This is a genomic window from Janthinobacterium sp. NKUCC08_JDC (assembly GCF_019345575.1).
GTDB lineage: Bacteria > Pseudomonadota > Gammaproteobacteria > Burkholderiales > Burkholderiaceae_D > Janthinobacterium > Janthinobacterium aestuarii.
Genome location: NZ_JAHKQW010000020.1, coordinates 37,463 through 63,762 on the forward strand (window position 1 = coordinate 37,463; position 26,300 = coordinate 63,762).

23 protein-coding genes and 1 riboswitch are annotated in these 26,300 nt (G+C 62.3%); of the genes, 11 read left to right on the forward strand and 12 right to left on the reverse strand.

The genetic code is table 11. The features are described from left to right. Positions 1–65: 65 nt before the first annotated feature. The gene (locus KO538_RS27540) at positions 66–641 is read right to left on the reverse strand and encodes a TMEM165/GDT1 family protein (protein ID WP_034753160.1); all 576 of its coding nucleotides are present in this window, start codon (positions 639–641) and stop codon (positions 66–68) included. A gap of 9 nt (positions 642–650) precedes the next feature. Further along, a riboswitch (yybP-ykoY riboswitch) is annotated at positions 651–832 on the reverse strand. 145 nt (positions 833–977) lie between these two features. Here KO538_RS27540 and KO538_RS27545 point away from each other — a divergent pair. The 4 genes from KO538_RS27545 (at position 978) to KO538_RS27560 (ending at position 7,496) form a co-directional block, all read left to right on the forward strand. Continuing rightward, a complete protein-coding gene (locus tag KO538_RS27545; protein ID WP_219330258.1) occupies positions 978–3,371 on the forward strand; it encodes a M1 family aminopeptidase in 2,394 nt (797 codons plus the stop codon). 118 nt (positions 3,372–3,489) lie between these two features. Then, positions 3,490–5,349 carry a M1 family metallopeptidase gene (locus KO538_RS27550; protein WP_072457716.1) on the forward strand — a complete coding sequence of 620 codons (1,860 nt, stop codon included), beginning with the start codon at positions 3,490–3,492 and terminating at the stop codon, positions 5,347–5,349. A gap of 22 nt (positions 5,350–5,371) precedes the next feature. After that, positions 5,372–7,009 (forward strand): serine hydrolase, encoded by a 1,638-nt coding sequence (locus tag KO538_RS27555; protein WP_072457740.1) that lies wholly within the window; start codon positions 5,372–5,374, stop codon positions 7,007–7,009. Positions 7,010–7,301: 292 nt separating this feature from the next. Continuing rightward, a complete protein-coding gene (locus KO538_RS27560) occupies positions 7,302–7,496 on the forward strand; it encodes a hypothetical protein (RefSeq protein WP_072457718.1) in 195 nt (64 codons plus the stop codon). A 59-nt stretch (positions 7,497–7,555) separates the two neighbouring features. Here the strand turns inward: KO538_RS27560 and KO538_RS27565 are convergent, their stop codons facing one another. Both KO538_RS27565 and KO538_RS27570 read right to left on the reverse strand, forming a co-directional pair. Further along, complete coding sequence (locus tag KO538_RS27565) at positions 7,556–8,386, reverse strand: class I SAM-dependent methyltransferase (RefSeq protein WP_219330267.1); 831 nt, start codon at positions 8,384–8,386, stop codon at positions 7,556–7,558. A gap of 85 nt (positions 8,387–8,471) precedes the next feature. Then, the gene (locus tag KO538_RS27570; protein ID WP_219330259.1) at positions 8,472–9,128 is read right to left on the reverse strand and encodes a pyridoxamine 5'-phosphate oxidase family protein; all 657 of its coding nucleotides are present in this window, start codon (positions 9,126–9,128) and stop codon (positions 8,472–8,474) included. A 109-nt stretch (positions 9,129–9,237) separates the two neighbouring features. Between KO538_RS27570 and KO538_RS27575 the strand changes: the two genes are divergently transcribed. Further along, positions 9,238–10,725 carry a PLP-dependent aminotransferase family protein gene (locus tag KO538_RS27575; protein ID WP_219330260.1) on the forward strand — a complete coding sequence of 496 codons (1,488 nt, stop codon included), beginning with the start codon at positions 9,238–9,240 and terminating at the stop codon, positions 10,723–10,725. A 10-nt stretch (positions 10,726–10,735) separates the two neighbouring features. On the opposite strand, the gene KO538_RS27580 is transcribed toward KO538_RS27575, so the two are convergent. The 8 genes from KO538_RS27580 to KO538_RS27615 all read right to left on the reverse strand — a co-directional run bounded on the left by KO538_RS27580 (position 10,736) and on the right by KO538_RS27615 (position 19,670). Next, positions 10,736–11,515: a spermidine synthase gene (locus tag KO538_RS27580; protein ID WP_219330261.1), complete on the reverse strand. Its 780-nt coding sequence runs from the start codon at positions 11,513–11,515 to the stop codon at positions 10,736–10,738. Positions 11,516–11,574: 59 nt separating this feature from the next. Then, a complete protein-coding gene (locus KO538_RS27585) occupies positions 11,575–12,099 on the reverse strand; it encodes an FxDxF family PEP-CTERM protein (protein WP_219330262.1) in 525 nt (174 codons plus the stop codon). A gap of 237 nt (positions 12,100–12,336) precedes the next feature. Continuing rightward, the gene (locus KO538_RS27590) at positions 12,337–13,653 is read right to left on the reverse strand and encodes a PAS domain-containing sensor histidine kinase (protein ID WP_070301661.1); all 1,317 of its coding nucleotides are present in this window, start codon (positions 13,651–13,653) and stop codon (positions 12,337–12,339) included. Between the two features lie 14 nt (positions 13,654–13,667). Then, positions 13,668–15,020: a sigma-54 dependent transcriptional regulator gene (locus KO538_RS27595; RefSeq protein WP_219330263.1), complete on the reverse strand. Its 1,353-nt coding sequence runs from the start codon at positions 15,018–15,020 to the stop codon at positions 13,668–13,670. 28 nt (positions 15,021–15,048) lie between these two features. Further along, positions 15,049–16,287, reverse strand: a complete 1,239-nt coding sequence (locus KO538_RS27600; RefSeq protein WP_070301646.1) for an ABC transporter permease — start codon at positions 16,285–16,287, stop codon at positions 15,049–15,051. 28 nt (positions 16,288–16,315) lie between these two features. Continuing rightward, a complete protein-coding gene (locus KO538_RS27605) occupies positions 16,316–17,638 on the reverse strand; it encodes an ABC transporter permease (protein WP_070301645.1) in 1,323 nt (440 codons plus the stop codon). A 9-nt stretch (positions 17,639–17,647) separates the two neighbouring features. Next, on the reverse strand, positions 17,648–18,364 hold the full coding sequence (locus KO538_RS27610; protein ID WP_070301644.1) for an ABC transporter ATP-binding protein: 717 nt from the start codon (positions 18,362–18,364) through the stop codon (positions 17,648–17,650). Between the two features lie 34 nt (positions 18,365–18,398). Then, on the reverse strand, positions 18,399–19,670 hold the full coding sequence (locus tag KO538_RS27615) for an efflux RND transporter periplasmic adaptor subunit (RefSeq protein WP_257620617.1): 1,272 nt from the start codon (positions 19,668–19,670) through the stop codon (positions 18,399–18,401). Between the two features lie 276 nt (positions 19,671–19,946). Here KO538_RS27615 and KO538_RS27620 point away from each other — a divergent pair, with 276 nt between their 5' ends. Together KO538_RS27620 and KO538_RS27625 are read left to right on the forward strand one after the other, a co-directional pair. Further along, positions 19,947–20,240: a BrnT family toxin gene (locus KO538_RS27620; protein WP_219330264.1), complete on the forward strand. Its 294-nt coding sequence runs from the start codon at positions 19,947–19,949 to the stop codon at positions 20,238–20,240. Next, complete coding sequence (locus tag KO538_RS27625; RefSeq protein ID WP_257620618.1) at positions 20,230–20,526, forward strand: BrnA antitoxin family protein; 297 nt, start codon at positions 20,230–20,232, stop codon at positions 20,524–20,526. The genes KO538_RS27620 and KO538_RS27625 overlap by 11 nt, the downstream gene beginning before the upstream one ends. Positions 20,527–20,540: 14 nt before the next feature. On the opposite strand, the gene KO538_RS27630 is transcribed toward KO538_RS27625, so the two are convergent. Then, entirely contained in the window at positions 20,541–22,466 is a 1,926-nt protein-coding gene (locus KO538_RS27630) for a phosphoethanolamine transferase (protein ID WP_219330265.1), read from the reverse strand. A gap of 433 nt (positions 22,467–22,899) precedes the next feature. On the opposite strand from KO538_RS27630, the gene rpsL reads away from it, so the two are divergent. From rpsL to KO538_RS27650, 4 genes are all read left to right on the forward strand, one after another. Next, positions 22,900–23,283, forward strand: coding sequence for a 30S ribosomal protein S12 (gene rpsL, locus KO538_RS27635; protein ID WP_010394376.1), 384 nt, complete (start codon positions 22,900–22,902; stop codon positions 23,281–23,283). Positions 23,284–23,435: 152 nt separating this feature from the next. After that, positions 23,436–23,906 carry a 30S ribosomal protein S7 gene (gene rpsG / locus KO538_RS27640; RefSeq protein ID WP_010394377.1) on the forward strand — a complete coding sequence of 157 codons (471 nt, stop codon included), beginning with the start codon at positions 23,436–23,438 and terminating at the stop codon, positions 23,904–23,906. A gap of 108 nt (positions 23,907–24,014) precedes the next feature. Continuing rightward, complete coding sequence (fusA, locus tag KO538_RS27645; RefSeq protein WP_034753184.1) at positions 24,015–26,120, forward strand: elongation factor G; 2,106 nt, start codon at positions 24,015–24,017, stop codon at positions 26,118–26,120. A 72-nt stretch (positions 26,121–26,192) separates the two neighbouring features. Beyond that, the coding region (locus KO538_RS27650) for a GTP-binding protein (RefSeq protein ID WP_038204084.1) at positions 26,193–26,300 on the forward strand (108 nt) is incomplete at its 3' end.

Sequence of the window (26,300 nt, forward strand, 5' to 3'; positions counted from 1 at the left end):
TTCATGTCGACGACATTGTAATTATGAACATGAATATTGTAAATGAGAAATTATCCAAGGCTGCCTCAGAAACCCAGGGCGGCGCCTGCCCCCAGCAGGGTGGCCACACCCAGCACGGCAAACACCAGCGCCGCGATGCCGTGCACGAGGCGCAGCGGTACACGGTTGGCGATCCTGTCGCCCAGGTAGACGGCCGGCACGTTGGCCAGCATCATGCCGAAGGTGGTGCCCAGCACGACGGAAACAATGTCGTGGTAGCGCGCCGCCAGCGCCACGGTCGCCACCTGCGTCTTGTCGCCCATTTCCGCCATGAAGAAGGCGATCAGGGTGGTCAGGAAGACGCCGTATTTGGCCAGCTTCGTTTCGTCTTCATCGAGCTTGTCGGGGATCAGCGTCCAGGCGGCCATGGCCAGGAACGACACGCCCAGCACCCAGCGCAGTACGTCGGGGCCCAGCATGCTGGTGATCCAGGCGCCGACGGCGGCGGCGAACGCGTGGTTGGCGATGGTAGCGACGAAAATGGCCAGCACGATGGGCAAGGGCTTGCGGAATTTGGCGGCCAGCAGAAAGGCCAGGAGTTGGGTTTTATCGCCGATTTCAGCGAGACCGACGATGCCGGTGGAGATGAGGAATGCTTCCATGAGATTGCAAGAGGTACGCGGGCCGGACGAATTAACCAATGATCCACGGGCGACTCCGGCCCATGCGGCCGCCCTGGATCAATGGTCTCGTCAAGTTCTGCAACCACCTGCACCATGGCCTGCGGGCCAATCATGTTGATACAGGTTCCCGCGGCAGGACCGCGGGACGACTACTCCCCAATGTTCGAGGCGCATCATACGCCAATGCCCGCGCCGGCGCCAGTAGCGCCCGGGTGGGGCGCGGCCCGGTGTGTGGGACTTCGACAACAATGACCGATTGCAAACAGACTCGACTTAGAATGCAGTTCTGTCCACGACTCCCAGATGGAATGCGCCATGCCGGTCCTTGTCCGCTTGCTTGCCTTGTGTTTGACCTTGTTTGCTCCCTTGTCCGGCCTGTGCGCCGCCGCGCCCTTCGACGACAAGTTCCGCCAGCTGGAAGAGCTGCTGCCCACGCCGAACAGCTACCGCACGGCGTCCGGCGCGCCCGGCCACGCCTACTGGCAGCAGCGCGCCGATTACGTGATCCGCGCCACGCTCGATGAGGAACGCCGCGCCATCACTGCCAGCGAGCAGATCACCTATCACAACCGCTCGCCCGACAGCCTCGCGTATCTGTGGCTGCAGCTGGACCAGAATGGCTTGCGCCAGGATGCCGACCAGCGCCGCGTATTGAGTGCCCCATCGCGCCAGGCCTGGCTCAGTGGCAGCGAAGACGAGGCGCTGAAATTCGAGGACTTGCGCGCCATCCATGCGGGCCGCGAATTTGACGGCGGCTTCAAGCTCACCGCCGTGACGGCGGCCAACGGCAAGCCGCTGCCGTATGTGGTCAACCAGACCATGCTGCGGATCGATCTGCCGGTGGCGCTGGCACCCGGCCAGAGCGTCACGTTCAATATCGACTGGTCGTATCGGATCAATGACCAGAAGGTGCTCGTCGAGCGCTCCGGCTATGAGTATTTTGAAGACGACAAGAACACGATCTTCCAGATCGCGCAGTGGTTCCCGCGCATGGCCGCGTATTACGACGCCGCCGGCTGGCAGCACAAGCAGTTCCTCGGCTCCGGCGAATTCACGCTGGAGTTTGGCGACTACGAGCTGTACCTGACGGTGCCGGACGACCACGTGGTGGCCGCCACGGGCGAGCTGCAAAATCCGGCCGCCGTACTGAGCGCGGCGCAGCGCGAGCGCCTGGCGCGGGCGAAAAACAGCAATACGCCGCTGCTGGTGATCACGCCGCAGGAAGCGCTGGCGGCGGAGAAGGGCAAGTCGGCGGGCATGAAAACCTGGCACTTCAAGGCGGCCAATGTGCGCGATGTGGCGTGGGCCTCAAGCCGCAAGTTCATCTGGGATGCGCAGGGTTTGAATAGCGGCGGCAAGCGCGTGATGGCCATGTCGTATTACCCGAACGAAGGCAACCCACTGTGGCAGCAGTACAGCACGCGCGCCGTCGTGCACGCGATCGAGCAGTACAACAAATACAGTTTCGACTATCCGTATCCGAACGCGATTTCCGTCAACGGCGCCGTCGGCGGCATGGAGTACCCGATGATTGCGTTCAATGGCGGGCGCCCCGTGAAGGACAAGAAGACGGGGGAGCTCACGTATTCGAAGACGGCAAAATATGACCTGATCGGCGTGATCATCCACGAAGTGGGCCACAATTATTTCCCCATGATCGTCAACTCCGACGAGCGCCAGTGGACGTGGATGGACGAGGGCCTCAACTCCTTCCTGCAGTACCTGGCCGAGCAGGCGTGGGAAGAGCATTTCCCGTCGTGGAATGGCGAGCCGCGCAAGATCGTCGACTACATGCGCAGCCAGAACCAGGTGCCCATCATGACCAATTCCGAGTCCTTGCTGCAGTTCACGGCGAACGCCTACGACAAGCCGGCCACGGCGCTCAACATCCTGCGCGAGACCATCCTCGGGCGTGAACTGTTCGACTTCGCCTTCAAGCAGTACGCGCTGCGCTGGAAGTTCAAGCGCCCGACGCCAGCCGACTTTTTCCGCACCATGGAAGACGCGTCCGGCACGGACCTGGACTGGTTCTGGCGCGGCTGGTTCTATACGACCGATGCGGTCGACATCAGCATCGACGGCATCAGCGAATATGGCGTGAGTACGAAGAATCCGGAAATCGAGAAAGCGTGGAAGAAGGCGCAGAAAGACGCGCAGCCCATCTCAATTTCGGACCAGCGCAACAAGGCGCTGCCGAAGAAGGTCGACATCGATCCCGCACTGAAGGATTTCTATAACCGGCACGATGACTTCACGGTCACCAACAAGGACCGCAACAGCTATGCGGAAGAGCAGGAAGGGCTGGAGCCGTGGGAGCGCAAGCTGCTGGAACAGCGCAACATGGGCAAGCACTTGTACCTGGTCGACTTTTCGAATCTCGGCGGCCTGGTGATGCCACTGATCCTGGAAATCGAACTGAAAAGCGGCAAGAAGATCATCGAGCGCGTGCCGGCCGAAGTGTGGCGCTATGCGCCGCACAAGATCAGCAAGGTGATCGTCACGGACGAGCCGATGGTGGGCCTGGTGCAGGACCCGTATTGGGAGACGGCCGACATCGACACCGGCAACAATAGCTGGCCGAGGAAAGTCACGCCATCGCGCCTGGAACTGTTCAAGCTCGATCGCGACAAGAACAACCTGATGAAGGATTTTAATACGCCGCTGAAGGCGCCCGAGGCCAAGGCCGAGGCCAGGCCGGAAGCAAAATAGGGAAACAGCGCCGGCCAGTCCGGCGCTTTTTTCTGCCGGCCCGCGCCGGAAGTGCTATTCTGCGCGACGCCCCGGCGCACACGGACCGGGGCTTTCGCAAATCATTCAAAAGACGACCATGCAAACTTTGACCTTCCTGCGCGCGCTGGGCTGTGCGCTCCTTTGCCAGGTAACCCTGGCCGCGCACGCCGACCCCCTCAGCTATGCGCGCTACGACCAGGTGCGCACGCGCGACCTGCAGCTGGACCTGAAAGCGGACTTCAAGCAAAAGACGCTCTCCGGCTATGCCGAGCTGTCCTTGAACTGGATCGATCCGGCGGCGCGCACCCTGGTGCTCGATACGCGCGATTTGTCGATCGCCAAGGTGCAGGTGCAGGACAAGCGCGGCGCTTGGCAGATGGCGCCGTACCAGCTGGACAGGGCCGACCCGGAAAAGGGCCAGGCGCTGCGCATCACCACCACGGGCCAGCCGGGCAAAGTGCGCGTCTACTATCACACGGCGCCGAACGCCATCGCGCTGCAGTGGCTCACGCCGCAGCAGACCATGTCGGGCAAGCTGCCTTTCATGTTCAGCCAGTCGCAAAGCATCAACGCCCGCTCGTGGGTGCCGTCGCAGGATACGCCGGCCGTGCGTTTTACGTATAGCGCACGCATCGATGCGCCAGCGGGCATGCGCGTCGTGATGAGCGCTGAGAACGACGAAAAGGCGACGGGCAAGGGAGGCTGGAAATTCAGGATGCCGCAGCCGATTCCATCGTACCTGCTGGCCATTGCCATCGGCGAATTGGAAGTGCGCAAACTCGGTCCCCGCTCCGCCGTGTATGCGGAACCGCCGCGCATCAAGGCGGCCGAATACGAGCTGGCCGACACGGAAAAGATGATCCAGGCCGCCGAAGCGCTGTACGGTCCATATGGCTGGGGACGCTACGACATGATCGTGCTGCCGCCATCGTTCCCCTACGGCGGCATGGAAAACCCGCGCCTGACCTTCCTCACGCCGACCATGATCGCGGGCGACCGCAGCCTGGTCGACCTGATCGCGCATGAACTGGCCCACTCGTGGTCGGGCAACCTGGTCACCAACGCCTCGTGGAAGCACATGTGGCTCAACGAAGGCTTCACCACCTACGTCACGACCCGCATCGTCGAGCAGCTGTATGGCAGCGAAGTAGCGCAGATGGGCGTGCAGGTCGACCAGGAAGAACTGGCCGCTGCGATCCGCGAACTGCCGGCCGCGAAAACGGCGCTGATCACACGCGACGCGGACGCCAACCCGGCCGAAACGTACACGGACGACGGCATCATCTACCCGAAAGGCGCCTGGTTCCTGGCCACCATGGAGCGCCGTGCCGGCCGCGCCGTGTTCGATCCTTTCCTGCGCGGCTGGTTCGACCAGCACGCGTTCCAGAGCGTGACGACGGAGCAGTTCATCGCCTACCTGCGCAAGAACCTGCTGGCGCAGCATCCGGACGTGATGCCGGAAGCGGAACTCGATGAGTGGCTGTATGGCACGGGCGTGCCGGCCAGCGCGCAGCGCGTCGTCTCGCCGCGTCTGGCGCTGCTCGACCAGCACCGCGACGCCTGGTTGAAAGGCACATTGCCGACGAAAGACCTGGGCATGGACAAGTGGATCGCCATCGAATCGATGCACTTCCTGAACGACATCAACAACAAGGCCAGCGCGGCGCAATTGCGTGAGCTGGACCAGGCCTACGGCGTGGGCAAGAGCGGCAACAATGAAGTGGCCTACCGCTTCTACCTGGCCTCCGTGAACGCCGGCTACGACGTGCAGCAGCCCTTGCAGGCATTCCTCATGAGCGTGGGCCGCCAGAAGTTCGTCGTGCCCCTGTACAGCGCTCTGATGAAGACGCCGCAAGGCCATGCTTGGGCCAAGGACGTGTATGCGAAGGCGCGCGAACGCTACCACCCGGTGACGCAGGAAAGCGTCGACAAATTGATGGCCGCGCAAGCGCATTGAACTTCCTTTGGACATCCTGACCATGCATACCATGAACCGCCTCGCCACCGCCATCGTGCTGGCGTTTTCCGCGATCGCCGTGCCGGCGCTGGCTGTTGACGCCGCCCCCGTTGTTGCTGCCGCACCGGCGCCCGCGCCGGCCTTCGATCTTGAGCGCGACGTCGCCACCGCCCTGAAAGTGTTCGACGTGCCCGGCATGGCGATCGCCATCGTCAAGGACGGTAAAGTCATCACCGCCAGGGGCTTTGGCGTGCGCAAGCTGGGCGAGCCAGCCGCCGTCGATGCGAAGACCGTGTTCGAAGTGGCATCGAACTCGAAAGGCTTCACGGCCGCCGCGCTGGCCATGCTGGTCGACGAGGGCAAGCTGGCCTGGGACGATCCCGTTACCAAGCATTTGCCCGGCTTCCAGATGCACGATTCCTACGTGACGGGCGCCATGACCATCCGCGATTTGCTGACGCACCGCAGCGGCCTGGGCCTGGGCGCCGGCGACTTGCTGTGGTGGCCGACGACGACCTTCAGCACCGACGAGATCATCGAGAAGCTGCGCTACATCCGTCCGGCCACGAGTTTTCGCAACAGCTATGCCTACGATAACCTGCTGTACATCGTGGCTGGCAAGATCATCGCCGACAAGGCGGGGAAAAGCTGGGGCGAGGCCATGCATGAACGCATCCTGGCGCCGCTGGGCATGACGGGCACCACCACCAGCCTGGCTGAAAATGCGGGCAATCCCGACGTCGCCAATGCGCACAGCAAGATCGACGGCAAGATCGCCGCCGTCAAATCGATGCCCGTGCCGAACGCCGTGGGCGCCGTCGGCATCAACACGAATGCGGAAGATATCGCCAAGTGGATGATGGTGCTGCTTGACGGCGGCAAGATCGCCGGCGTGAAGGACAAGGATGGCAAGGACGCGCGCCTGTTCAGCGAAAAGCAGGGCCGCGAAATGTGGACGGCGCAAACGCCGATCAAGATCCCCGAGCCGAAACCGGCATTGGCCGCGACGAAACCGAACTTCAGCGCGTATGGCCTGGGCTTCCAGCTGCGCGACTACAAGGGCATGAAGGTGGCCATGCACGGCGGCGCGCTGCAGGGCTTTTATTCGCGCGTGGTGATGGTGCCGGAAGCGAAGCTGGGCGTGGCCATTCTGACCAATGCGGAAAATGGCGGTTCCATGACGGCGCTGCAATGGCGCATCCTCGACCATTACCTGCAGGCGGCGCCGTCGGACTGGCTGGCGCTGGTGGCCAAGGTGGAGCAGGACCAGCATGCGGAAGAAGTGAAAAAGCAGGGCAAGGCGTCGAGCGCGCGCGCGGCCAGATCGCAGCCATCGCTGCCACTGGCGGCGTACGACGGCGAGTACGAGGATGCCTGGTACGGCAAGGTCATCATCAAGCCCGAGGGGAAAAAACATATCCTCAGCTTCACGCGCACGCCGGACCTGACGGGCGAGCTGGAACACTGGCAGCACGACACCTTCATCGTGCGCTGGAAAGAGCGTAACTTCAACGCCGACGCCTACGTGACGTTCTCGCTCAATCCCGATGGCAGCATCGACCGGGTGAAGATGGCGCCCGTGTCGGCCGAGACGGATTTCAGCTACGACTTCCAGGACCTGAGCCTGGTGCCGGTGAAACCGAAGGAAGCGAAGAAATAAAGGGTCGATACATAAAGGGTCGATACCAGAACCGCAGCCTGTGCTGCGGTTTTTTTTCGCCCGTTGCCATGCAAATGCGCGGCAGGAGGGTGGCGGACCGGTTTTTATTCCATGAAATGGGGCGAAAAAGAAACGTTATCTTGTTTTCTTGTTTGTGGATTTACTAACTTTTCAAGGTGATACTATTTCCGTGCGCCATGAAATTTGTCTGTCGACAGACGCTTTCTGGCGGCTGACGTCTTTGTCTTCCAGTGTTTTTTATAACGACTCAACTTTGGGGAATGGGATAAAAATGATCAATGTGAAAAAAGCCGTATTTGTCTTTTGCGTCGCCGTCGGTTTTGCCGGCGCCATCAGTTCTTCCGCGTTTGCCTTGCCAACGCGTGAAACCTGCGAGGAAGCCTATACCGCCTGCGTGACGGACAGCGATGCCAACGCCTGCACCCTGGTCAAGCGCCTGTGCGGCGTGTACGGCATCCACCTGTAAGGCGGCATTCCAGTCCGGGATCGGGCGGCGCGCCGGAGTGGCACGCCGCCGTTTGCTTTTTATGGCTTGACGAACTTCAAGGTCATGCGGTCGCTCTCGCCGATGGCCGTGTACTTGGCCCGGTCCACATCCTTGTTGGCGTAGGTGGGCGGCAGCGCCCAGACGCCCCCCTGGTGGTCCGCCGTGTCTTTCGGATTGGCGTTGATCTCTGACTTGGCCGCCAGTTTGAAACCTGCGCCTTCGGCCAGTTTGATCACATACGCTTCGTGCATGTAGCCGCTGCTTGCTGTGGCGTCCTGCACCTTGTTCGCCGGCAGGCGGTGCTCGACGACGCCGAATACGCCGCCCGGTTTCAGGCTGTCATACACTTCCTTGAACAGGGTCTGCATGCCCGCTTCGCCGATCGGTATCCAGTTGTGGATATTGCGGAAGGTGAGCACCATGTCGGCCGTGCCCTTGGGCGCGATGCGGTAGGTGGTGGGTGGCGCGAAGGCGCCGATGTCCACCTTGCCGAAGGCGCTGGGATTGGCGTCGAGTTTTTGCTGGAAGCGCGCCGCGCCGCGGCGAGCGCCTTCGCTGCTTGACTGCGGGTCGTTGCCGGCGGCAATCAGCTTGCCGTTGTCGCGCAGGTAGGGCGCGAGGATCTCCGTGTACCAGCCGCCGCCGGGCGCCAGTTCCACCACCGTCATCGTCGGCTTGATGCCGAAGAACGTCAGCGTTTCATACGGGTGGCGGGCGCTGTCGCGCAGCGCGTTGGCCGGTGTGCGCGCGCTGCCGGCGATGGCCGCTTTCAGGGCCGCGTCGCCCGTGTCGGCGGCCAGTGCCGCGCCGCTGCCGCCACAGGCCAGCATGACCGTCAGGGCCACAGCCAGGGATACTCGCTTCATCATCATTTGCTCCATGCGTGATTGGATCGGTTGGTGAATTGGTGGCGATCGCCATCAACGCCGATCATCGGTCAAGCACGCTGGCCGGTCAAGCGGATTCCGTACTCCATGCGGCGGCATACGCGGGTATGTCGCACGTGTTGAGCGCATCGGCGATGGCCGCGCCACGGCCGTGCGTGAACGGCAGTTCGCCCGTCCAGACGGCATGCGCCATGTCGCCAGCGTCGTCGAGCGGGCCGCCCTTGCGCTGCTTGACGGCGTATTCGTCGAGCGCGATGCGCAGCACGGTGGTGGCCGCGTATTCCTTGGCGTTGCCGCCACGCACGTGCGCCAGGCGTCCCGGCATCAGCTTTTCCATCAGCGCGTCCATGGCCGCATGCTGCTGGCCGATGTCGCTGACTTTTTCAAACCGCCCGTACACCATCGCCGAACGGTAGTTCATCGTGTGGTTGAAGGCGGAGCGCGCCAGTACCAGGCCATCGAGATGGGTGACCGTCACGCATACGTCGCTGTCTTGCAGGAGCTTGAGCATGCGGCTGCCGTTCGAGCCGTGGATATACAGGTGGCCATCGATGCGCCAGCAGGCGGTCGGGATGCAATGGCTGCCCTTGTCGTCGTGGAAGGCGATATGGCACAGGTAGGCGACATCGAGGATGGCGTACAGGGCGGCTTGCTCGTAGCTGGCCAGTTCGGCGACGCGGCGCACGCGGGTACGGGGGCTGGGAGGCAGGGCGGTAGTGGTCATGGCGGAAGTCCCGTTGGTTGAAGAGGAAGGCCGCACTATAATCGGCATCTGGCCCTGAAAAAAGATCCAGAACCGATAAATAATGTAGAGCCACAGTTGAGGGGGCCACATGGATTTTGCTTTGCTGCTGAGCGCATTCGAGCGCACGCACCGCGAGCGGGGCTGGCCGCGCCAGCGCCTGCTGCATGAATGCCTGCGCGCGGCGATCCGCGGCGGCCAGCTGGCCCCTGGCACGCGCCTGGCCGCCACGCGCGTGCTGGCGGCGGAACTGGGACTGGCACGGAATACCGTGCTGTACGCCTACGAGCAATTGGCCAGCGAAGGGTTTGTCTTGCCGGACCGGCGCGGCACCGTCGTCGCCGGCAGCGTGGGCGTGCCGGAAGCGGCACCTGCTGCCGGCGGCAGCAATGACGGCTTGTCGCGCCGCGCCCGGCGTTTGCGCGGCGTGGCGGGACAGGATGCCAGCGCGGCGGTGGTGTTTCCCGCCGACGCCATGGGCGCGTTCGCGCCTGGCGTGCCGGCGCTCGACGAATTTCCGCTGGCGCAGTGGCGGCGCATGCTGGACCGCGCGTGGCGCGCGCTGACGCCGCGCCAGCTCAATTACGGCGACCCTGCCGGCGAGCCGCAGCTGCGCATGGCCATCGCCGACCATTTGCGCGCAGCGCGCGGCGTCGTCTGCGATGCGGGCCAGGTGTTCATCACGGACGGCACGCAGAGCAGCCTCGATGTCTGCCTGCGCGCCTTTGCCGACCAGGGAGATACCTTGTGGATCGAGCATCCCGGCTATGGCGGCGCGCTGGCGGCGGGCCGTGGCGCCGGCTTGCAGGTGACGGGTATCGCCGTCGACATCGATGGCATCGCGCCGACGGACGACGACTGGCGCGATACGCCGCCGCGCCTGATCTACACGACGCCGTCGCACCAGTATCCGACGGGCAGCGTACTTAGTCCCGCGCGCCGCATGGCGCTGCTCGAACGCGCGCGCGCGGCCGGCGCCCTGATCATCGAAGACGATTACGACAGCGAATTTCGCCATGGCGGCCCGCCCCTGGCGGCCATGCAGGGACTGGTGGCCGACGCGCCCATCGTGTACCTGGGCACCTTCAGCAAGACCATGTTCCCCGCCTTGCGCCTGGCTTTTATCGTCGTGCCGGCGGCGCTGGCCGGGGCCTTCGCGCAGATGCAGGCGCAGGGCGCCGCGCGGGGCCGCGTGGCCGAACAGCTGGCGCTGGCCGAGTTCCTGCGCAGCGGCCTGTTTGCGCGCCATGTACGCCGTATGCGCCGCCTGTACCGCCAGCGCCGCGACGCCTTGAGCGAGGCACTGCAGCGCCATGCGTGTGGGGGCGCGGCCATCCATGGCGGCACGGCCGGCATGCACCTGGCGCTGCGTTTTCACGATCGCGCATGGGATGACCTGGCGCTGAGCCGCCGCGCCGCGCAGGACGGCATCGTGGCGCTGGCGCTGTCCGCCCATGGCACGGGCGAGGGGACGCGAGAAGAGGCAGGCTGGAACGGTTTTCTGCTCGGCTATGCCCAGGTACCGGCCGAGAATATGGATGGCCTGGCGCGCCGCCTGGGCGCGCTGCTGCCGGCGTGATGCGGTTATCTTATTGCTGGTCCTGCATCCACTGTTTCAAACCGTTGACCCAGTTCTTGGCGGGCAGGTTGAATTGCTTCTTGATGGTGGCGGCGCGTTCGTATAGCTCGCTGAAGTCGAGCGATGGCGATTTTTTGAAGGCCAGCACGACGATGTTTTCATCTTCCATTTCCGGCACCCAGACGACGGCGTCGAAGACCAGTTCCATCGCCTGCAGATTCTTGTCGTAGTTGGGGAAGTCGCCGAAGACATTCGTGCACATGATGCCCTCGTCCGTCAGGCAGTCGAAGCATGCCTGGTAGAACTCGGGCGTGTCGAGCACGGGGCCGCGCGCGTCTTCATCGTACAGGTCCACCTGCAGCGCGTCGACGGTGCCATGGTTGGCCGGGTCGAGCACGAAGTCGAGCGCATTCATTTCGCGCACATCGAGGCGTGCGTCGTTCGGCGGCAGCGCGAACTGGGCGCCGCAGATGGCGATCACGTTCGGATTGAGTTCAATGGCCGTGACCGAGGCATCGGGGAAGCGGCGGTAGCTGAACTTGGTCAGCGCGGCGCTGCCCAGGCCCAGTTGCACGATGCGTCTGGGCTGCGTCTTGAACAGTATCCACATCATCATCATCTGCACGTATTCGAGTTCGATGGCATCGGGTTTGTCGAGGCGCATGGCGCCTTGCACCCACTTGGTTCCCAGGTGCAGGTAGCGGATGCCGCGGTGTTCGGTGGTGGTGGCGGGCGGGTGGCCCGGGTGGCTGAAAGCGGTATGGCTGGTGGAGGTAAAGTCGGTCGTCATGGCGCCAGTTTAGCAGTCGCCAAAGAAAAAGACGCCGTGGCGTCTTTTGGGTGGAGCGCTCAAGATTGCTTGCGGCGCCGCGCCAGGAAGCCGAGTATGCCCAGGCCGGCCAGCAGCATGCCATAGGTTTCCGGTTCAGGAACGGGAGCCAGGTTCAGGTTGAAGACGCCGCCATAGCTGCCGCCCTTGGTGTTGCCGATGACGGTGAGGACCAGCGGGCCATTGAACAGGAGGTTCGTCGGCGCCAGGACTTCGCCCTGGGCATAGCCAAAGACGGTGGGGCCGCCAAAGCCGGTCAGGCCGATGCCATTCAGGTTGGCGCTGGTGAAGCTGATGGAGGAACTGTCCGAACCCGTGACGGACAGGTTGGCCAGAAAGGCTTGCGCGGTGGAACCGAAGGTCGCATCGGGTGTGAACGTGAAGGTATCGGTGAAGTCGCCGAGCGGACTGGGCACGGCGCTGAAGCCGCTGGTCCACAGATTCCCCGTGGTATTGACGAGGTTGACGATGTAGTCGGCGGCACTGGCGCTGCCGATGGAAGCAGCGCTCAGTACTGCCGCTGCGATGAGTGATTTTAATTTCATGTTGATCCCCGCGAAAAGACGATTGATGTTTCAAAAAAACCGTACCGCGCTGATAAATTATCGCTGAGACATCACGTTGTCAATTAGTTATTTCAATATCATTATGCAAACTCAAATAGCTTATTTCTAACGCACGGGCATGGGACGTGAGTGATTTCAATATTGACAATTGTTATTGTCAATGTTTTACTCAAAATCGTCCGAGATTTTGTGGTCTAAAAATCGTTACGCTGGGAACTAATTTCTGTCCAGCAAGGGAAGAATCAAGGTCACCGCCAGGCCGCCACCCTCGCGGTTGGCCAGGGTGATGCGCCCGCCATGGGCTTCGGCGATTTCGCGCGCCAGGGCCAGGCCCAGTCCCGTGCCGCTGCGCTTGGTGGAATAAAACGGCACCAGCGCGTTTTCCAGCACGGCGCCGCTCATGCCCGGCCCGCGGTCGCGCACTTCGATGCGCAGCTGGCCATGCGCCTGGCTGACTTGCAGGCCGATATGCTCTTCCCGCGAGCCCGATTCCAGCGCATTCTTGAGCAGGTTCAGCAGCGCTTGCTGCATTTGCGCCGCATCGAACAAGGCCGCTTGCGCGGGCGGCGGGGCGTCGAGCGTGAAGGCTGCTTGCGAGGCCAGGCTGTCAAGGAAGAGGGGCCATTCGCATGGCGCCAGGCGCGGCGTGGGCAACTTGGCAAAGCGCGCATAGCCGAGGATGAAGGTTTCCAGGTGACGCGTGCGCTCTTCGATGGTGGCGAGGATTTGCGGCAGGCGCTCCGTCTGGCCGCGGCGCACCAGCTCGGCGCCGGAGTGGGCCAGCGAGGCCAGTGGCGCCAGCGAGTTGTTGAGTTCGTGGCTGATGACGCGGATGACTTTTTTCCAGGTCTGCACTTCCTGCCGGCGCAGTTCCAGGGTCAGCTGGCGCAACAGCAGCAGTTCGTGCTTGCGTCCGTTCAGGCTGAAGCTGCGCCGCGCCAGGTGATACACCTCTTCCTGTTCCCCTTCGCCGCTGGTAAACAAGCCGTCGTTGCGGCGCGCCAGCGCTTCGGCCAGTGCCGGCGCCGCCTGCTGCACGATGTCGGCCAGGTGATGCCCTTCGAGCCGGCGTCCCTGGTGCAGCAACTGGCGCGCGGCCAGGTTGGCGTAGACGATGGCGCTGCCCTCGGCCACCAGCAGCATGGCCACCGGCGTGTTCTGAACCATGGTGTCGAGCAGCAGTTCGCGCTGCACCAGGTCCAGGCGCTGCTTGCGCAGCACGTCGCCCAGCGCATTGTGGGCCGCCACCAGGTCGGCCAGCTCATCGTCTTGCGGCCAGCGCAGGCTGAAGCCGAAATCGCCGTCCTGGTAGCTCGTCACTGTGCCGCTCAAGGCGCGAAACAGCGACAGCATCGATTGCAGCTGCGCGCGGATGGTGATGACGGCCACCGGCAGCACGCACAGCAGGGTACCGGCCAGCACCAGCAGCGGCTGGCCTGGCAAAAAGTGCGCGAGCAGCAGCGCGATGATGATGCCCAGCACCAGCAGGGTGACGATCAGCGCCGTCCAGCGCGTGAGCAGGGAGAGGCGCATGGGGCGGTATCCCATCAGCCGCGCGCGATGCCCAGGCGTTCCATGCGACGGTACAGTGCCTGGCGCGACAGCCCCAGTTCCTGCGCCGCCTGCGCCACCACGCCGTGCGCACGCGCGAGCGCCGCAGTGACGCTGTCGCGGTCCGGTTCCGTCGCGCCGGCATCCTGCGGCGCGCGTGGCGATGCCGCACCGGCCAGCGGCAAGCCCGTTTCCAGCGCGCCGATCACCGGGCCGGCCGTCAGCAGGCTGGCGCGCTGCATGACGTTTTTCAGTTCGCGCACATTGCCTGGCCAGCCGTGCGCCAGCAAGGTCGCCTGCGCCTGCGCGTCCAGTGTCTTTTCGCCGCCCAGGAAATGCCGCGCCAGGAACAGGATGTCCAGCGGGCGCTGGGCCAGCGCCGGCAATCGCAGTTCGATCACGTTCAGGCGGTAGAACAGGTCTTCGCGAAACGTGCCGGCCTTGATCATCGCCGGCAGGTCGGCGTTGCTGGCGCTGATGACGCGCACTTTCACTTGCCGCTCGCGGTTCGAGCCGAGGCGCTCGAAGCGTCCCGTTTCGAGCACGCGCAGCAGTTTCATTTGTCCGGCCAGCGGCAGGTTGCCGATCTCGTCGAGGAACAGGGTGCCGCCGTCGGCCGCGTCGAACTTGCCGTCGCGTGCGCGCGTGATGCCCGTATAGGCGCCTGCTTCCGCGCCGAACAGTTCCGCCTCGATCAGTTCCACGGGCACGGCGCCGCAATTGAGCACGACGAAAGGGCCGCTGGCGACCTGCGAATTGGCTTGCACGATGGCGGCGATGCGTTCCTTGCCGCTGCCGTTCGGCCCCGAAATGAGCACGGGCACGTCGGCGCGCGCCACCTGGCACGCCAGGTGCACGACTCGTTCCGTGGCCGGGTCTTGCCATACCATGCCGCGCAGGTCGAAGTCGTGTTCCAGGGCGTGGCGCTGGCGCTGTTCGGCCACCACGCGCTGGCGCAGCGCGCGGTTGGCCTGTCCCAGTTCCAGCAGGTTCTGCACGCTGGCGATCAGGCGCCGGTCATCCCATGGCTTGGCCAGGTAGTCGGCCGCGCCGGACTTGATCAGGTCGACGGCGGCGTCGAGCTGGGTCCATGCCGTCAGCAGGATCACGGGCAGGTCCGGATAGCGCGCGCGAATCGCGTGGAACAGCGCGCCGCCTTCCTCGCCCGACGTGGTGTCGGCCGTGAAATTCATGTCCTGCACCACCAGGTCGATGGCGTGGCGCTCGAGCAGCTGCAAGCCTTCCTCGGGCGAGGCGGCGCGCACGGCGTCGATCTCGTGCAGGGAGAGCAGCACGTCGAGCGCGATGGCCACGGCGGCATTGTCGTCAATAATCAGTACGGTAGGCATGCGCGCAGCATATCACTGAGGTGCCGGCTTAGGCACTGCGGGTGGCAGTGGCGGGCGAAATGCTGGCCGCGCGCCAGGCCGGGCCGTACACGGCGCCCACACCTAGCAGCCAGAACACGAGCGCGCCGGCCAGCAGATAGCCGGGCGGCAGGCGCGCCATTTCCAGCTGGCTGACCAGCAGCTGGTTCAAGCCCAATCCCAGCAGCACGCCGCACGCCACGCCGACGCTGGTGATCATGAAATTTTCGGTCAGGAAGTAGCGCAGGATGTCGATGCGGCGGGCGCCCAGGGCGCGGCGCACGCCGATCTGTTTGCGGCGCTGCGACACCCACAGGCTGGCGATGCCGACGATGCCGCTGGCGGTGACCAGCAGCAGCAGGGTCGACACGGCGATCAGCATCCACGACAGGCCCTGGTCGGCACGGTAGCGCGCCTTGCGGTGCTGTTCCAGGGTGTCGGTGTGTACCAGCAGCCGGTCCGTGCTGGACCTGCGGATGGCCTGCTCCGCCTCCTGCATCAGGCGGTCACGCTGGCCGGGTTCGGCCCGCACGGCGTACATCAGCAGGTCGCGCCCACCCGTCAGGCGTGTCGGCAGCAGGGCCGAATACTCGCCGCGCGGCTTGGTCTGCGCGCCTTGGGTCTGCAGCCGTTCGACGATGCCGACCACGCGCAGTTCCGGGTCGTCGTTGCCGGTGCCCTGGTACAAGGTCTTGCCGACAAAGCTGGTCTCGCCGGGCCAGATCTTTTGCGCCGCCGCCCGCGTCAGTATCAGCACCTTGGGCGAGCTCTCGTCGACGTCTTCGTTGATTTCGGGCACCTCGTCGGGCCGGAAATCGCGGCCTTCGACCAATTGCAAACCATACGTCCTGATCAGCGAATCGGGACTGACATAGGTGGACACTTCGGCGCTGGCCGAAGCCTGGCCGCGCTTGGCCGACACGCTGGTACTGTGGCCGGAGCGCGACAGCACCGCCTGCGACGTTTGCGCCACCGACATCACGCCCGGCAGCGCGCGCAGCAGTGCCGCCTGGCGCTTCTGTTCCGCCAGCTGGCGCTCATGGCTGCCGCGGTTGATGTTCTGGATACTGACGTAAAAAATATCGCTTTCGGCGGCCACGCCGGTGGGCCGTGCGGCGACGGCCTGGCGCAGGTTGACGATGTGCAGGGCGTTGGCCAGGATGGCCAGGCTGATTGCCACTTGCACCGCCACCAGGACGGCGCCGGTTTTGCTGCGCATCAGCGCCGACAGGATGGGACGGATTTCCATGCTGGACCTCATGTTGGGTAAACGATGTTCATTGGGATTTGAGCTGGATCGCCGGCGTCACCTGGCAGGCGCGCCAGGTCGGCAGCAGGCCTGCCAGCACGGCGGCCAGCACCGACATGGCAAACGTCAGCAGCAGCATCGGTATGTCCATGTGCGCGACCGTGCCCAGATCCTCCGACTGCTTGCTGACCACGGCCAGCGCGCCAAACGCCAGCAGCAGGCCCAGTACGCCACCGGCCAGGCCGATCACGGTGGTCTCGATCAGGAACTGGCGGAAGATGTCGCGCCGGGTGGCGCCCAGCGCGCGGCGGATGCCCACCTCGGACGCGCGCACGGAAAACTTCGCCAGCAGCAGGCCGATGGTATTGACCAGGCACAGCAGCAAGAAGCCGAAGGCCAGCCATGCCGCCAGCTTGTTGTCGTTGTCGACCACCTGCAAAAAACCCATCCATTCGTTCAGGTCGTACAGGCTGTTCGGCGCATTGCGCTGCATGCGCCCCAGCTTGCGCTGCTCGCCCGCATAGGCGTCCAGGTATTGCTGCAACTGGCCGCGCTCACCGCTGCTGGCCATCTCGAACCAGAACTGCAGCCAGGTGCAGCCCGAGGCGAGCGTGCCCTGGTAGCCGGGTGCGTTATTGTCGCCGTTGCAGCTCATGCCGCCATCGTGCACGGTCTCGTGGCGGATCGCGCTGGCGAATGGAATGAAGAATTCGTCCTCCGGCCCGAATGCCCCCTTGCTGCCGATAATGTGATGGGCGCGCGGCACGACGTCCCAGGTGGCCAAGACGCCCGTCACCATGTAGGGCCGGCCCAGCACCGTCACGCGCTGGCCGACCGGATTGGCGCTGCCGACCAGTTTCTCCGACAGCGCGCGGCTGAGCACGATCACGTCGGCGCCGCTGGCGTCGTCGGCGTCGCTCCATGGCTGGCCGTACAGGAACGGCGGCTCGAACATGGCAAAGAAGTCGCGCGTGGGCGCCATGCCCTGCGCATTGAAGACGCCGATATCCTTGCGCAAGGGTTCGACCGGGCCGGCCACGCCGAACATCACGGTGCGGCGTACGCCGATTTTGCTGCGCATGAAGTTCTGGGCGTCGATATAGCTCATCTGCATTTGCGGAAAGCCCGGCTTTTCACCGGCGACATAGCCTTTCATGGGCAGGATGTCGATCATCGGCACGAACAGGCGGTCGCTCTTGTGCGGCAGCGGGTCGCCCGACATGGCGTGCAGGATGGTGACGGTGGACACGCTGGCGGCCACGCCGACGGCCAGGGTCAGTATCATCAGCGCCGTCAGGGCGCGGTTGCGGCGCAGGCTGCGCAGGCCCAAGGTGAAATAGTAGCGGAACATGGGCTCTCCTTACGCGGTCGCGGCGTGCTGCGGCCTGGCCGACAGCGTGGCGCCGTGCTGCACCAGGTCCGACACCTGGCCGTCGATGATGTGCACGTTGCGCTGGCTGCGCAGCGCCAGTTCCGGATCGTGCGTGACCATCAGGATGGTGGTGCCTTGCGCGTTGATGTCTTCCAGCAGTTCCATTACGCCGCGCGCCATCTGCGTGTCCAGGTTGCCCGTCGGTTCATCGGCCAGCAGCAGCTTGGGCGAGCCGGCCAGCGCGCGCGCGATGGCCACGCGCTGCTGCTGGCCGCCCGACAGTTCGGCCGGATAATGCTTCATGCGTGAGGCCAGACCGACCTTGGCCAGCGCGTCTTCGATGCGTTCCTTGCGTTCGGCGCGGTTGAAGCCCCGGTAGCGCAGCGGCACGTCGACGTTGTCGAACAGCGACAGGTCGGGAATCAGATTAAAACCCTGGAAGATGAAACCGAGTTTTTCATTGCGCAGGCGCGAGCGGGCATTGTCGTCCATGCCCCTGACGTTGACGCCGTCGAGTATGTATTCGCCGTCGGTGAATTCCTCGAGCAGGCCGGCGATGTTCAGAAAGCTCGTCTTGCCCGAGCCGGACGGCCCCGTGACGGTGACGAATTCACCTTGTTGCACATGGATGTCGAAGCCGCGCAGCGCGTGGGTTTCGATCATGTGGGTGCGGTAGACTTTGCTCAGGTTTTGCATGCGCAGCATGGAGGGCCTCTCAGGGTATAAGTTGAATGATGTGTCAGTTGAGCGAGACGCGGGCCGCGTTCTCGAAGTTTTCCGTGCCGGCGACGACGACCTTGTCGCCCAGCTTCAAGCCGTCGAGGATTTCCACTGATGACACGCTGGTCGCGCCCAGCTTGATCGGCGTGCGCATCGCCAGCCCGTCGCGCACGACGTAGGCGAAACGGCCGCCTTCCGCTTCGACGAAGGAGCCGCGCGCCAGCATCAGCACATTCGGTTTTTCATCGATCAGCAGGCGTGCCGCCACGCGCTGGTTCTGGCGCAGGCCGGCCGGCTGTTCGCCATCGAAACGCACGCGCGCCAGCACCTGGTTTTTCACCACTTCGGGCGACAGCGCCGACAGCTTGCCGGTGGCCTTGATGACGCCCGTTTCGATCTCGGCGCGCATGCCCAGGCCGATGTCGGCCACATACGTTTCCGGTACTTCCAGCTCGACTTCCAGCTGCGACAGGTCGACCAGGGTCATCAGGGCCGTATTGGCTTGCACCACGCTGCGGTTGGCCACCGACAGGGTGCCGATGAAGCCGTTGACGGGTGCGCGCACGGTCAGCTCGTCGACCCTGCGCTGGGCGTTGTCGCGGACGAGACGCTGGCGTTCGAGTTCATTGCTCTTTGTTTTCAGGGCCAGGGTCACGTCTTCGCTTTCCAGGCCCGCCGCCTGCGAAGCGTGCTTGCTGCGGATATCGGCCGAATTCAAGGCGTCCTTGGCCTTCTGGTAATCGATCTTGGCGATGATGCCCACCTGCGCCACGCTCTCGTAGCGTTCGAGCGTGCGCTGTGCGGACAGGCGGTCGATTTCCGCCGTATCGGCTTCGCGCCGCGCCAGCAGTTTCTGCTTCTTGGCCAGGATCTGCTGGCGCGCCACTTCCGCCTCCAGCTGCTGCACGCTCGATTGTTCGCGTTTGAGTGCGTCGGACAGGTCCGGCGACTCCAGCACGGCCAGGATGTCGCCCTTTTTCACCGTGTCGCCCGCCTTCGCTTTCAGCGTGACGGTGGCCACGGTGGTCGAATACAGGGTCGGGCTGATGGCAGCGACGATGCGGCCCGTGACGGCGGCGTCACGTATCAGGGTGCCGCGCGTGACATCGGCGATGCGCAGGCGGCTGCTGTTGACGGAATGCTCGCTGTTGCGCCAGCCGGCAACGGCAGCGATGGCGCCGCCAATGATGACGACGGCGCCAGCGAGCAGCAGGGCGCGTCGCTTGTGGCGCTGGCCTGGCGGAGAGGACAGTACGGCGTCTTGGGAAGAGGTATCGCGGATCATGGTCATGTCTCGTGAAGGATTTCCTTTCCAATGCACGATCCATGCCAATTGTTAAGCCTTTGATTTGGATGGGAAAAAATCCAGGCGTCCGGCTGTCCGCCGTGTCCGCGCTGTCCAGGCGGTGTCCGTGTGCGCACGGCGTGCTGCAGGCCGCCAACTGCATCGTCCTGCTTGCGCAGCGCGGTTTTGATGCTGGTATCACGGACAAGGCCTGAGGACATGCGTTCCTCTGGTTTGATACTGATGTATTGACATCGTCAATACGCGTGCTAATCTTCTTGCATGGACGTCCACTTCACCCTGGGGGCTGATGCGTTTGTATGGGACGCTGCCAAGGCGCAGCTGAACCAGCGCAAGCATGGGGTTAGGTTTGAGGAGGCCGCCCAGGTGTTTGGAGACCCGCTGCTGGTTCTGGTGGAAGCCTCGCGCAATCAGGAGGCACGCGATGCCACCATCGGCTTCGATGCTGCCGGGCGGCTGCTGTTCGTGGTACATGTCGAGATCGAGGACGTTGCCATCCGTATTATTTCCGCCCGTCTGGCGGATCAGAAGGAGGAAACTGAATATGCTGTCTGACCGCTTGAAAACCCGCTTGGCGAAAGATCGTCCCATGACGTCGATTACCCTGCGCATTCCGGTCGATGTAGTGGACGCCATGAAAGAGATCGCTCCACTACGTGGCTTTGCCGGTTATCAAACGCTGTTGAAAGCCTATCTGAGCGACGGCTTGCGCCGCGATGAGGCGCAACTGGCGCAGGGCTCGACGGCACGGCTGATCGCTGCGCTGAAAAAGCGCGGCGTGCCGGAAGCGCTGCTGCGCGATGCGGAGCGCGATGCAGAACGCAATTCCGCGGCGGCCTGAGAACCGCCCTCCGCTTACTTGTCCTGCTTTTCCGGCGTGCTCTTGTCGATCACTTCGCGGCAATCGCCGCGGATGATGGCGTTGTCGTAGTTGGTCCAGCCGTAGCTGTCGACGTAGCGCTTGTGCTGCTTGAAGCGGGCGCTGGCGATGCTCCATTCGGGCTGTTCGCCGGCAAAGCGGATGTCGCCCAGGTCGAGCAGCGTATGAAACATGTTTTCCGTCGACAGGCGCGCTTTCTGATGGCGCCGCAGCTGCGTCACCTTGTCCGGATAGTGCTGCTGGAATTGCGGCGAATACCAGACGAAGGCGGGCACGTGGAATTCGAACTGCGTGTTGTGGCCGTGGAAGGCAAGGCGGCAAGTGCCGTCGTACAGCGTCTGGCCGTGGTCGGCCACGTAGACGAGCGAGCTGCGCAGGGCGGTGCGCTGGCCGTCGTCCTTCAGCATGCCGATCACGTTCGACAGGAACCAGTCCGTGTACAGGATGGAGCTGTCGTAGCTGTTGTTCAGCTGCGGCTTGATGGCCGTATCCGTGTAGACGGGCTTGTCGACGCCGAACAGCGACGGCTGCCACTTGTCGAAGGCCTTCGGATAGCGCTGGCTGTAGTTCCAGTGGCTGCCCAGGGTGTGCAGCACGATGAGTTTTTTCGGCGCCGGGTCGGCCAGCGCGTTCTTGAACGGATCGAACAGGATCTGGTCGAAGTTCGAACTGTTGGTAAAGCCGCCCAGGTTCAGGAATTGCACCACGTCCGCTTCCTTGGCGAAGACGGACACGGGCGTGTCGAACTGGCCGAACGAAATCTGATTCGACAGCCAGTAGGTCTTGAAGCCCGCTTCCTTGTAGGCGGTCAGGAAGGATTTTTCCGAGAAGCCATCCTTGAGGCTTTGCGTGGCCGGCTTGCGCGAGATGATGACGGGCACGGACAGGCGCGTGGCGGAAACGGCCGTGATGACGTCGGCCAGCGGCACCAGGTTGCTTTCCTGTTTCAGCAGGGGATTGGTGTCGCGTTCGTAGCCGTTCAAGCTCCAGCGGTCGTAGCGCGACGATTCGCCGATCACCATGACCACCACTTCCGGGCTGGTATCGGGCTGTTGCTGGTGCGCGCCGAAACGGAAGCTGCTGCTTTTCTGTCCCAGTTCGGCCAGGTACTTGCGTTCCTTGTAGAAATCGAAGCCGCGCGCGGCCAGGCCGAAGGGCCAGGAATTGCTGACGGTGTCGAAGGCGTAGGGCAGGCGCGCCCAGTGGGGCAGGCTGGGCCAGCCCAGGCCCGTTTCATCGGCGCCGGCGATGCTGGCGTTCTCCGGCTTGCTGCTTTCCTCGTCTTCCTCCTCCGTTTCATCGTCGGCCGAGCTGGCGTCGCCGAAGCCGGAGGCGCCCGCCTTGGCGCTGGCCGCCGGCTTGCTTGCCTTGGCGGACGCGGCGGCACTGTGCACGGCCTTGGCCTCGAAACCGAATTCGTAGCCATACCACCAGAAGCCGCCCAGCAGGATCAGCAGCACGAAGGCGGCCGGGCGCGTCTTGCCGCGCCAGTCGAGGTCGCGCGTGCGCGTGGCCGCATACCAGCTCAGGGCGCACCAGGTGATCACGCCCAGCATGACGGCGCCCATCAGCCATACTTTTTGCCCGAGGAATTCCATCGCTTCCTTGGGGCTGGTTTCGAAGATGATGCCCAGGTGGTGCGTGGAAATGCCCTGGCCATAAAAGATGAACAGGTAGATTTCCGTCGGCAGGGCCAGGAAGGCGGGCACCAGCAGCCAGTGGAAGTAGGCGGGGCGCTTGAAGATGCTCCAGACGGCCAGCCAGGCCAGCAGCTCGAACGTGAGCATTTGCCACGGATGCTCGAGCGCACGCCCCAGTAGCGCGGGGATGAAGGGCACGGCCGTCAGCGAGGCATACGTCAGGAGCAGGATCAGATTGGCGGGGCGAAGCAAGGAGCGCATAAAGGAGGGCGGGAGGGCAGCGAAAAATGTCCGCTATTATCAATCCTTTTGTTGTCTTGCGGTCACACAAGAATGTGCACGGCAGATGCTTGGCCGCAGGGAAAGAATGTCAAATCATCAATCGTTTAGCCATGCCGGCAGCCGCGCCTCGTTGCCAAAGATTAGTCAAAATGCCACAAACACCTGCCATTTTTGCCTTTTTTTATAGCAAAAAGTGGTAAACCGATTGACCCCCTGTGGCACAAGGTCTAAACTAGCGAGTTCTCGATTTTATTCTGCTCATCGTTTACGCATTACTTGGCATTTCATGGCCGCTCCTAATCGAGTGGCTGCGGGCGCCTCCGGTGCGCAGTAGATGAAAGCGGGACGAGGTTTTAGTCGCCGGGCATCTTGCCCGGGTTATTAATCGTAGTTTTTTGTTGGATTTATAACGATGCCAACCATCAATCAATTGATTCGCAATCCACGCGTCGCTTTGACCGTGAAGAGCAAATCGCCGGCGCTGGAAAACAGCCCGCAAAAACGTGGCGTCTGCACACGTGTTTACACCACGACTCCAAAGAAGCCTAACTCGGCTCTGCGTAAAGTCGCTAAAGTTCGCCTGACCAATGGTTTCGAAGTCATTTCGTACATTGGCGGTGAAGGCCATAACCTGCAAGAGCATAGTGTTGTGCTGTTGCGCGGCGGCCGCGTCAAGGATTTGCCGGGTGTGCGTTACCACATGGTTCGCGGTGCTCTGGATACCCAAGGCGTTAAAGACCGTAAGCAATCGCGTTCGAAGTACGGTACCAAGCGCGCTAAAGCTGGCAAGAAGTAATAAGTTGTACGCAGCAAACCCAAGTTTCGCTCAGTGGCAACTAGCTAAGTGAATGTAGTCGACCGCATCTGGTCGAGTAAGTGGAAGACTATGATGGTCGTCCGCGAGTGTGCGAAGAACGCGCGCTCAACTGAAGATTGAAAGGAATTGATATGCCACGTCGTCGTGAAGTACCCAAGCGCGAAATTTTGCCAGATCCAAAATTCGGCAACACTGATGTCGCTAAATTTGTAAACGTGCTGATGCTGTCCGGTAAGAAATCGGTTGCAGAAAACATCATCTACGGTGCTTTCGAGCACATCGCAGCAAAATCGGGCAAAGATCCGCTCGAAGTTTTTGCTACCGCAATCAACAACGCCAAGCCGCTGGTTGAGGTGAAATCCCGTCGCGTCGGTGGTGCAAACTACCAGGTGCCGGTCGAAGTTCGCCCAGTCCGTCGTATGGCTCTGTCCATGCGTTGGTTGCGTGAAGCTGCTAACAAGCGCAGCGAAAAATCGATGCCACAACGCCTCGGCGGTGAGCTGATGGAAGCGGCTGAAAGCCGCGGCGGCGCGATGAAAAAACGCGACGAAGTCCATCGTATGGCTGAAGCGAACAAAGCGTTCTCGCATTTCCGCTTCTAATATAAAGCCAGCTACCGCAAGGCGGCTGTCAAGCATCTGTTGTTCGAGGCCGGGCTCATTTTTGCAAAAAAATGCTGCTCGGTTTTGTCCATTCATTTAGGATTAATTATGGCCCGCAAGACCCCCATTGAGCGCTATCGTAATATCGGTATCTCCGCTCACATCGATGCAGGTAAGACGACCACGACCGAGCGCGTCCTGTTCTACACAGGCGTGAACCACAAGCTGGGCGAAGTCCATGATGGCGCTGCCACCACCGACTGGATGGCACAAGAGCAAGAGCGCGGTATCACGATTACCTCGGCTGCTGTTACGTGCTTCTGGAAAGGCATGGCAAACAACTTCCCAGCTCACCACATCAACATCATCGACACCCCAGGCCACGTTGACTTCACCATTGAAGTGGAACGTTCGATGCGCGTGTTGGATGGCGCCTGCATGGTTTACTGTGCAGTCGGCGGCGTGCAGCCACAATCGGAAACGGTATGGCGTCAGGCTAACAAGTACAAAGTGCCACGTCTGGCCTTCGTGAACAAGATGGACCGTACCGGCGCCAACTTCTTCAAGGTCTACGATCAGATGCGTTCGCGTCTGAAAGCCAACCCAGTACCTATTCAGATGCCTATCGGCGCTGAAGACGTCTTCACCGGTGTTATCGATCTGGTCAAGATGAAAGCGGTTATCTGGGACGACGCTTCGCAAGGCATGAAGTTCGAATACGGCGACATTCCTGCACACCTGGCCGCTGATGCTGCCAAGTGGCGCGAAAACATGGTTGAAGCCGCTGCTGAAGCGTCGGAAGACCTGATGAACAAGTACCTGGAAGAAGGCGACCTCTCGGAAGAAGAGATCAAGGCTGCCCTGCGTCAGCGTACCATCGCCAGCGAAATCGTTCCAATGTTGTGCGGTACCGCCTTTAAAAACAAGGGCGTACAAGCCATGTTGGACGCGGTCATCGAGTACCTGCCATCGCCAATCGACATTCCGCCTGTCCCAGGTCTGGATGAGGACGAGCAGCCAGTCGAGCGCGCAGCTGACGACAATGAGAAATTCTCGGCATTGGCGTTCAAGATCGCAACCGATCCGTTCGTCGGTCAGTTGTGCTTCATCCGTTGCTACTCGGGTACCCTGAATTCGGGCGACTCGGTGTTGAACTCCGTGAAGCAGAAGAAAGAGCGTATCGGCCGTATCGTGCAGATGCAAGCGAACGAACGCGAAGAAATCAAGGAAATGCGCGCTGGCGACATCGCCGCTGTTGTGGGTCTGAAAGACACCACCACCGGCGATACGCTTTGCGACGAAAAAGCCAGCGTCGTTCTGGAACGCATGGTCTTCCCTGAGCCAGTGATTTCGCAGGCAGTCGAGCCAAAAACCAAGGCCGACCAGGAAAAAATGGGCCTGGCGCTGAACCGCCTGGCTGCAGAAGATCCATCGTTCCGCGTGCGTACCGATGAAGAATCGGGCCAGACCATCATCGCCGGTATGGGCGAGTTGCATCTGGACATCATCGTTGACCGCATGAAGCGCGAATTCAACGTTGAAGCGACCGTCGGCAAGCCACAAGTGGCTTACCGCGAAACGATCCGTAAAGTGTGCGAAGAGTCGGAAGGCAAATTCGTCAAGCAATCGGGTGGTCGTGGTCAATACGGTCACGTGGTTCTGAAGATCGAACCGCAAGAACCGGGCAAGGGCTTCGAATTCGTTGACGCGATCAAGGGCGGTACCGTTCCTCGCGAATACATCCCTGCAGTTGAAAAAGGTGTGCGCGACACGCTGACTTCGGGCGTGATGGCTGGTTACCCAGTCGTTGACGTGAAAGTCACGCTGTTCTTCGGTTCGTACCATGATGTTGACTCGAACGAAAATGCATTCCGCATGGCCGCTTCGATGGCATTCAAAGATGGCTGCCGCAAAGCATCGCCAGTCATCCTGGAGCCGATGATGGCCGTGGAAGTGGAAACGCCGGAAGACTACGCCGGTACCGTGATGGGCGATCTGTCGTCGCGTCGCGGCATGGTGCAAGGTATGGATGAAATTGCTGGCGGTGGCGGCAAGATCATCAAGGCCGAAGTACCTCTGTCGGAAATGTTCGGTTACGCCACATCGTTGCGTTCGTCGACCCAAGGTCGTGCGACTTACACGATGGAATTCAAGCACTATGCTGAAGCACCTAAGCATGTGACTGAAGCAATCGTAAGCTCGAAAGCTAAGTAATAGAAGTTCCGGGCCGGCTTTCACGAGAATGCCGGTCCCTACATTTAAATCATTGTTCTAAGGAAGAATAAAATGGCAAAAGGTAAATTCGAACGGACCAAGCCGCACGTCAACGTCGGCACCATCGGCCACGTCGACCACGGTAAAACCACGCTGACCGCTGCAATCGCAACGGTTCTG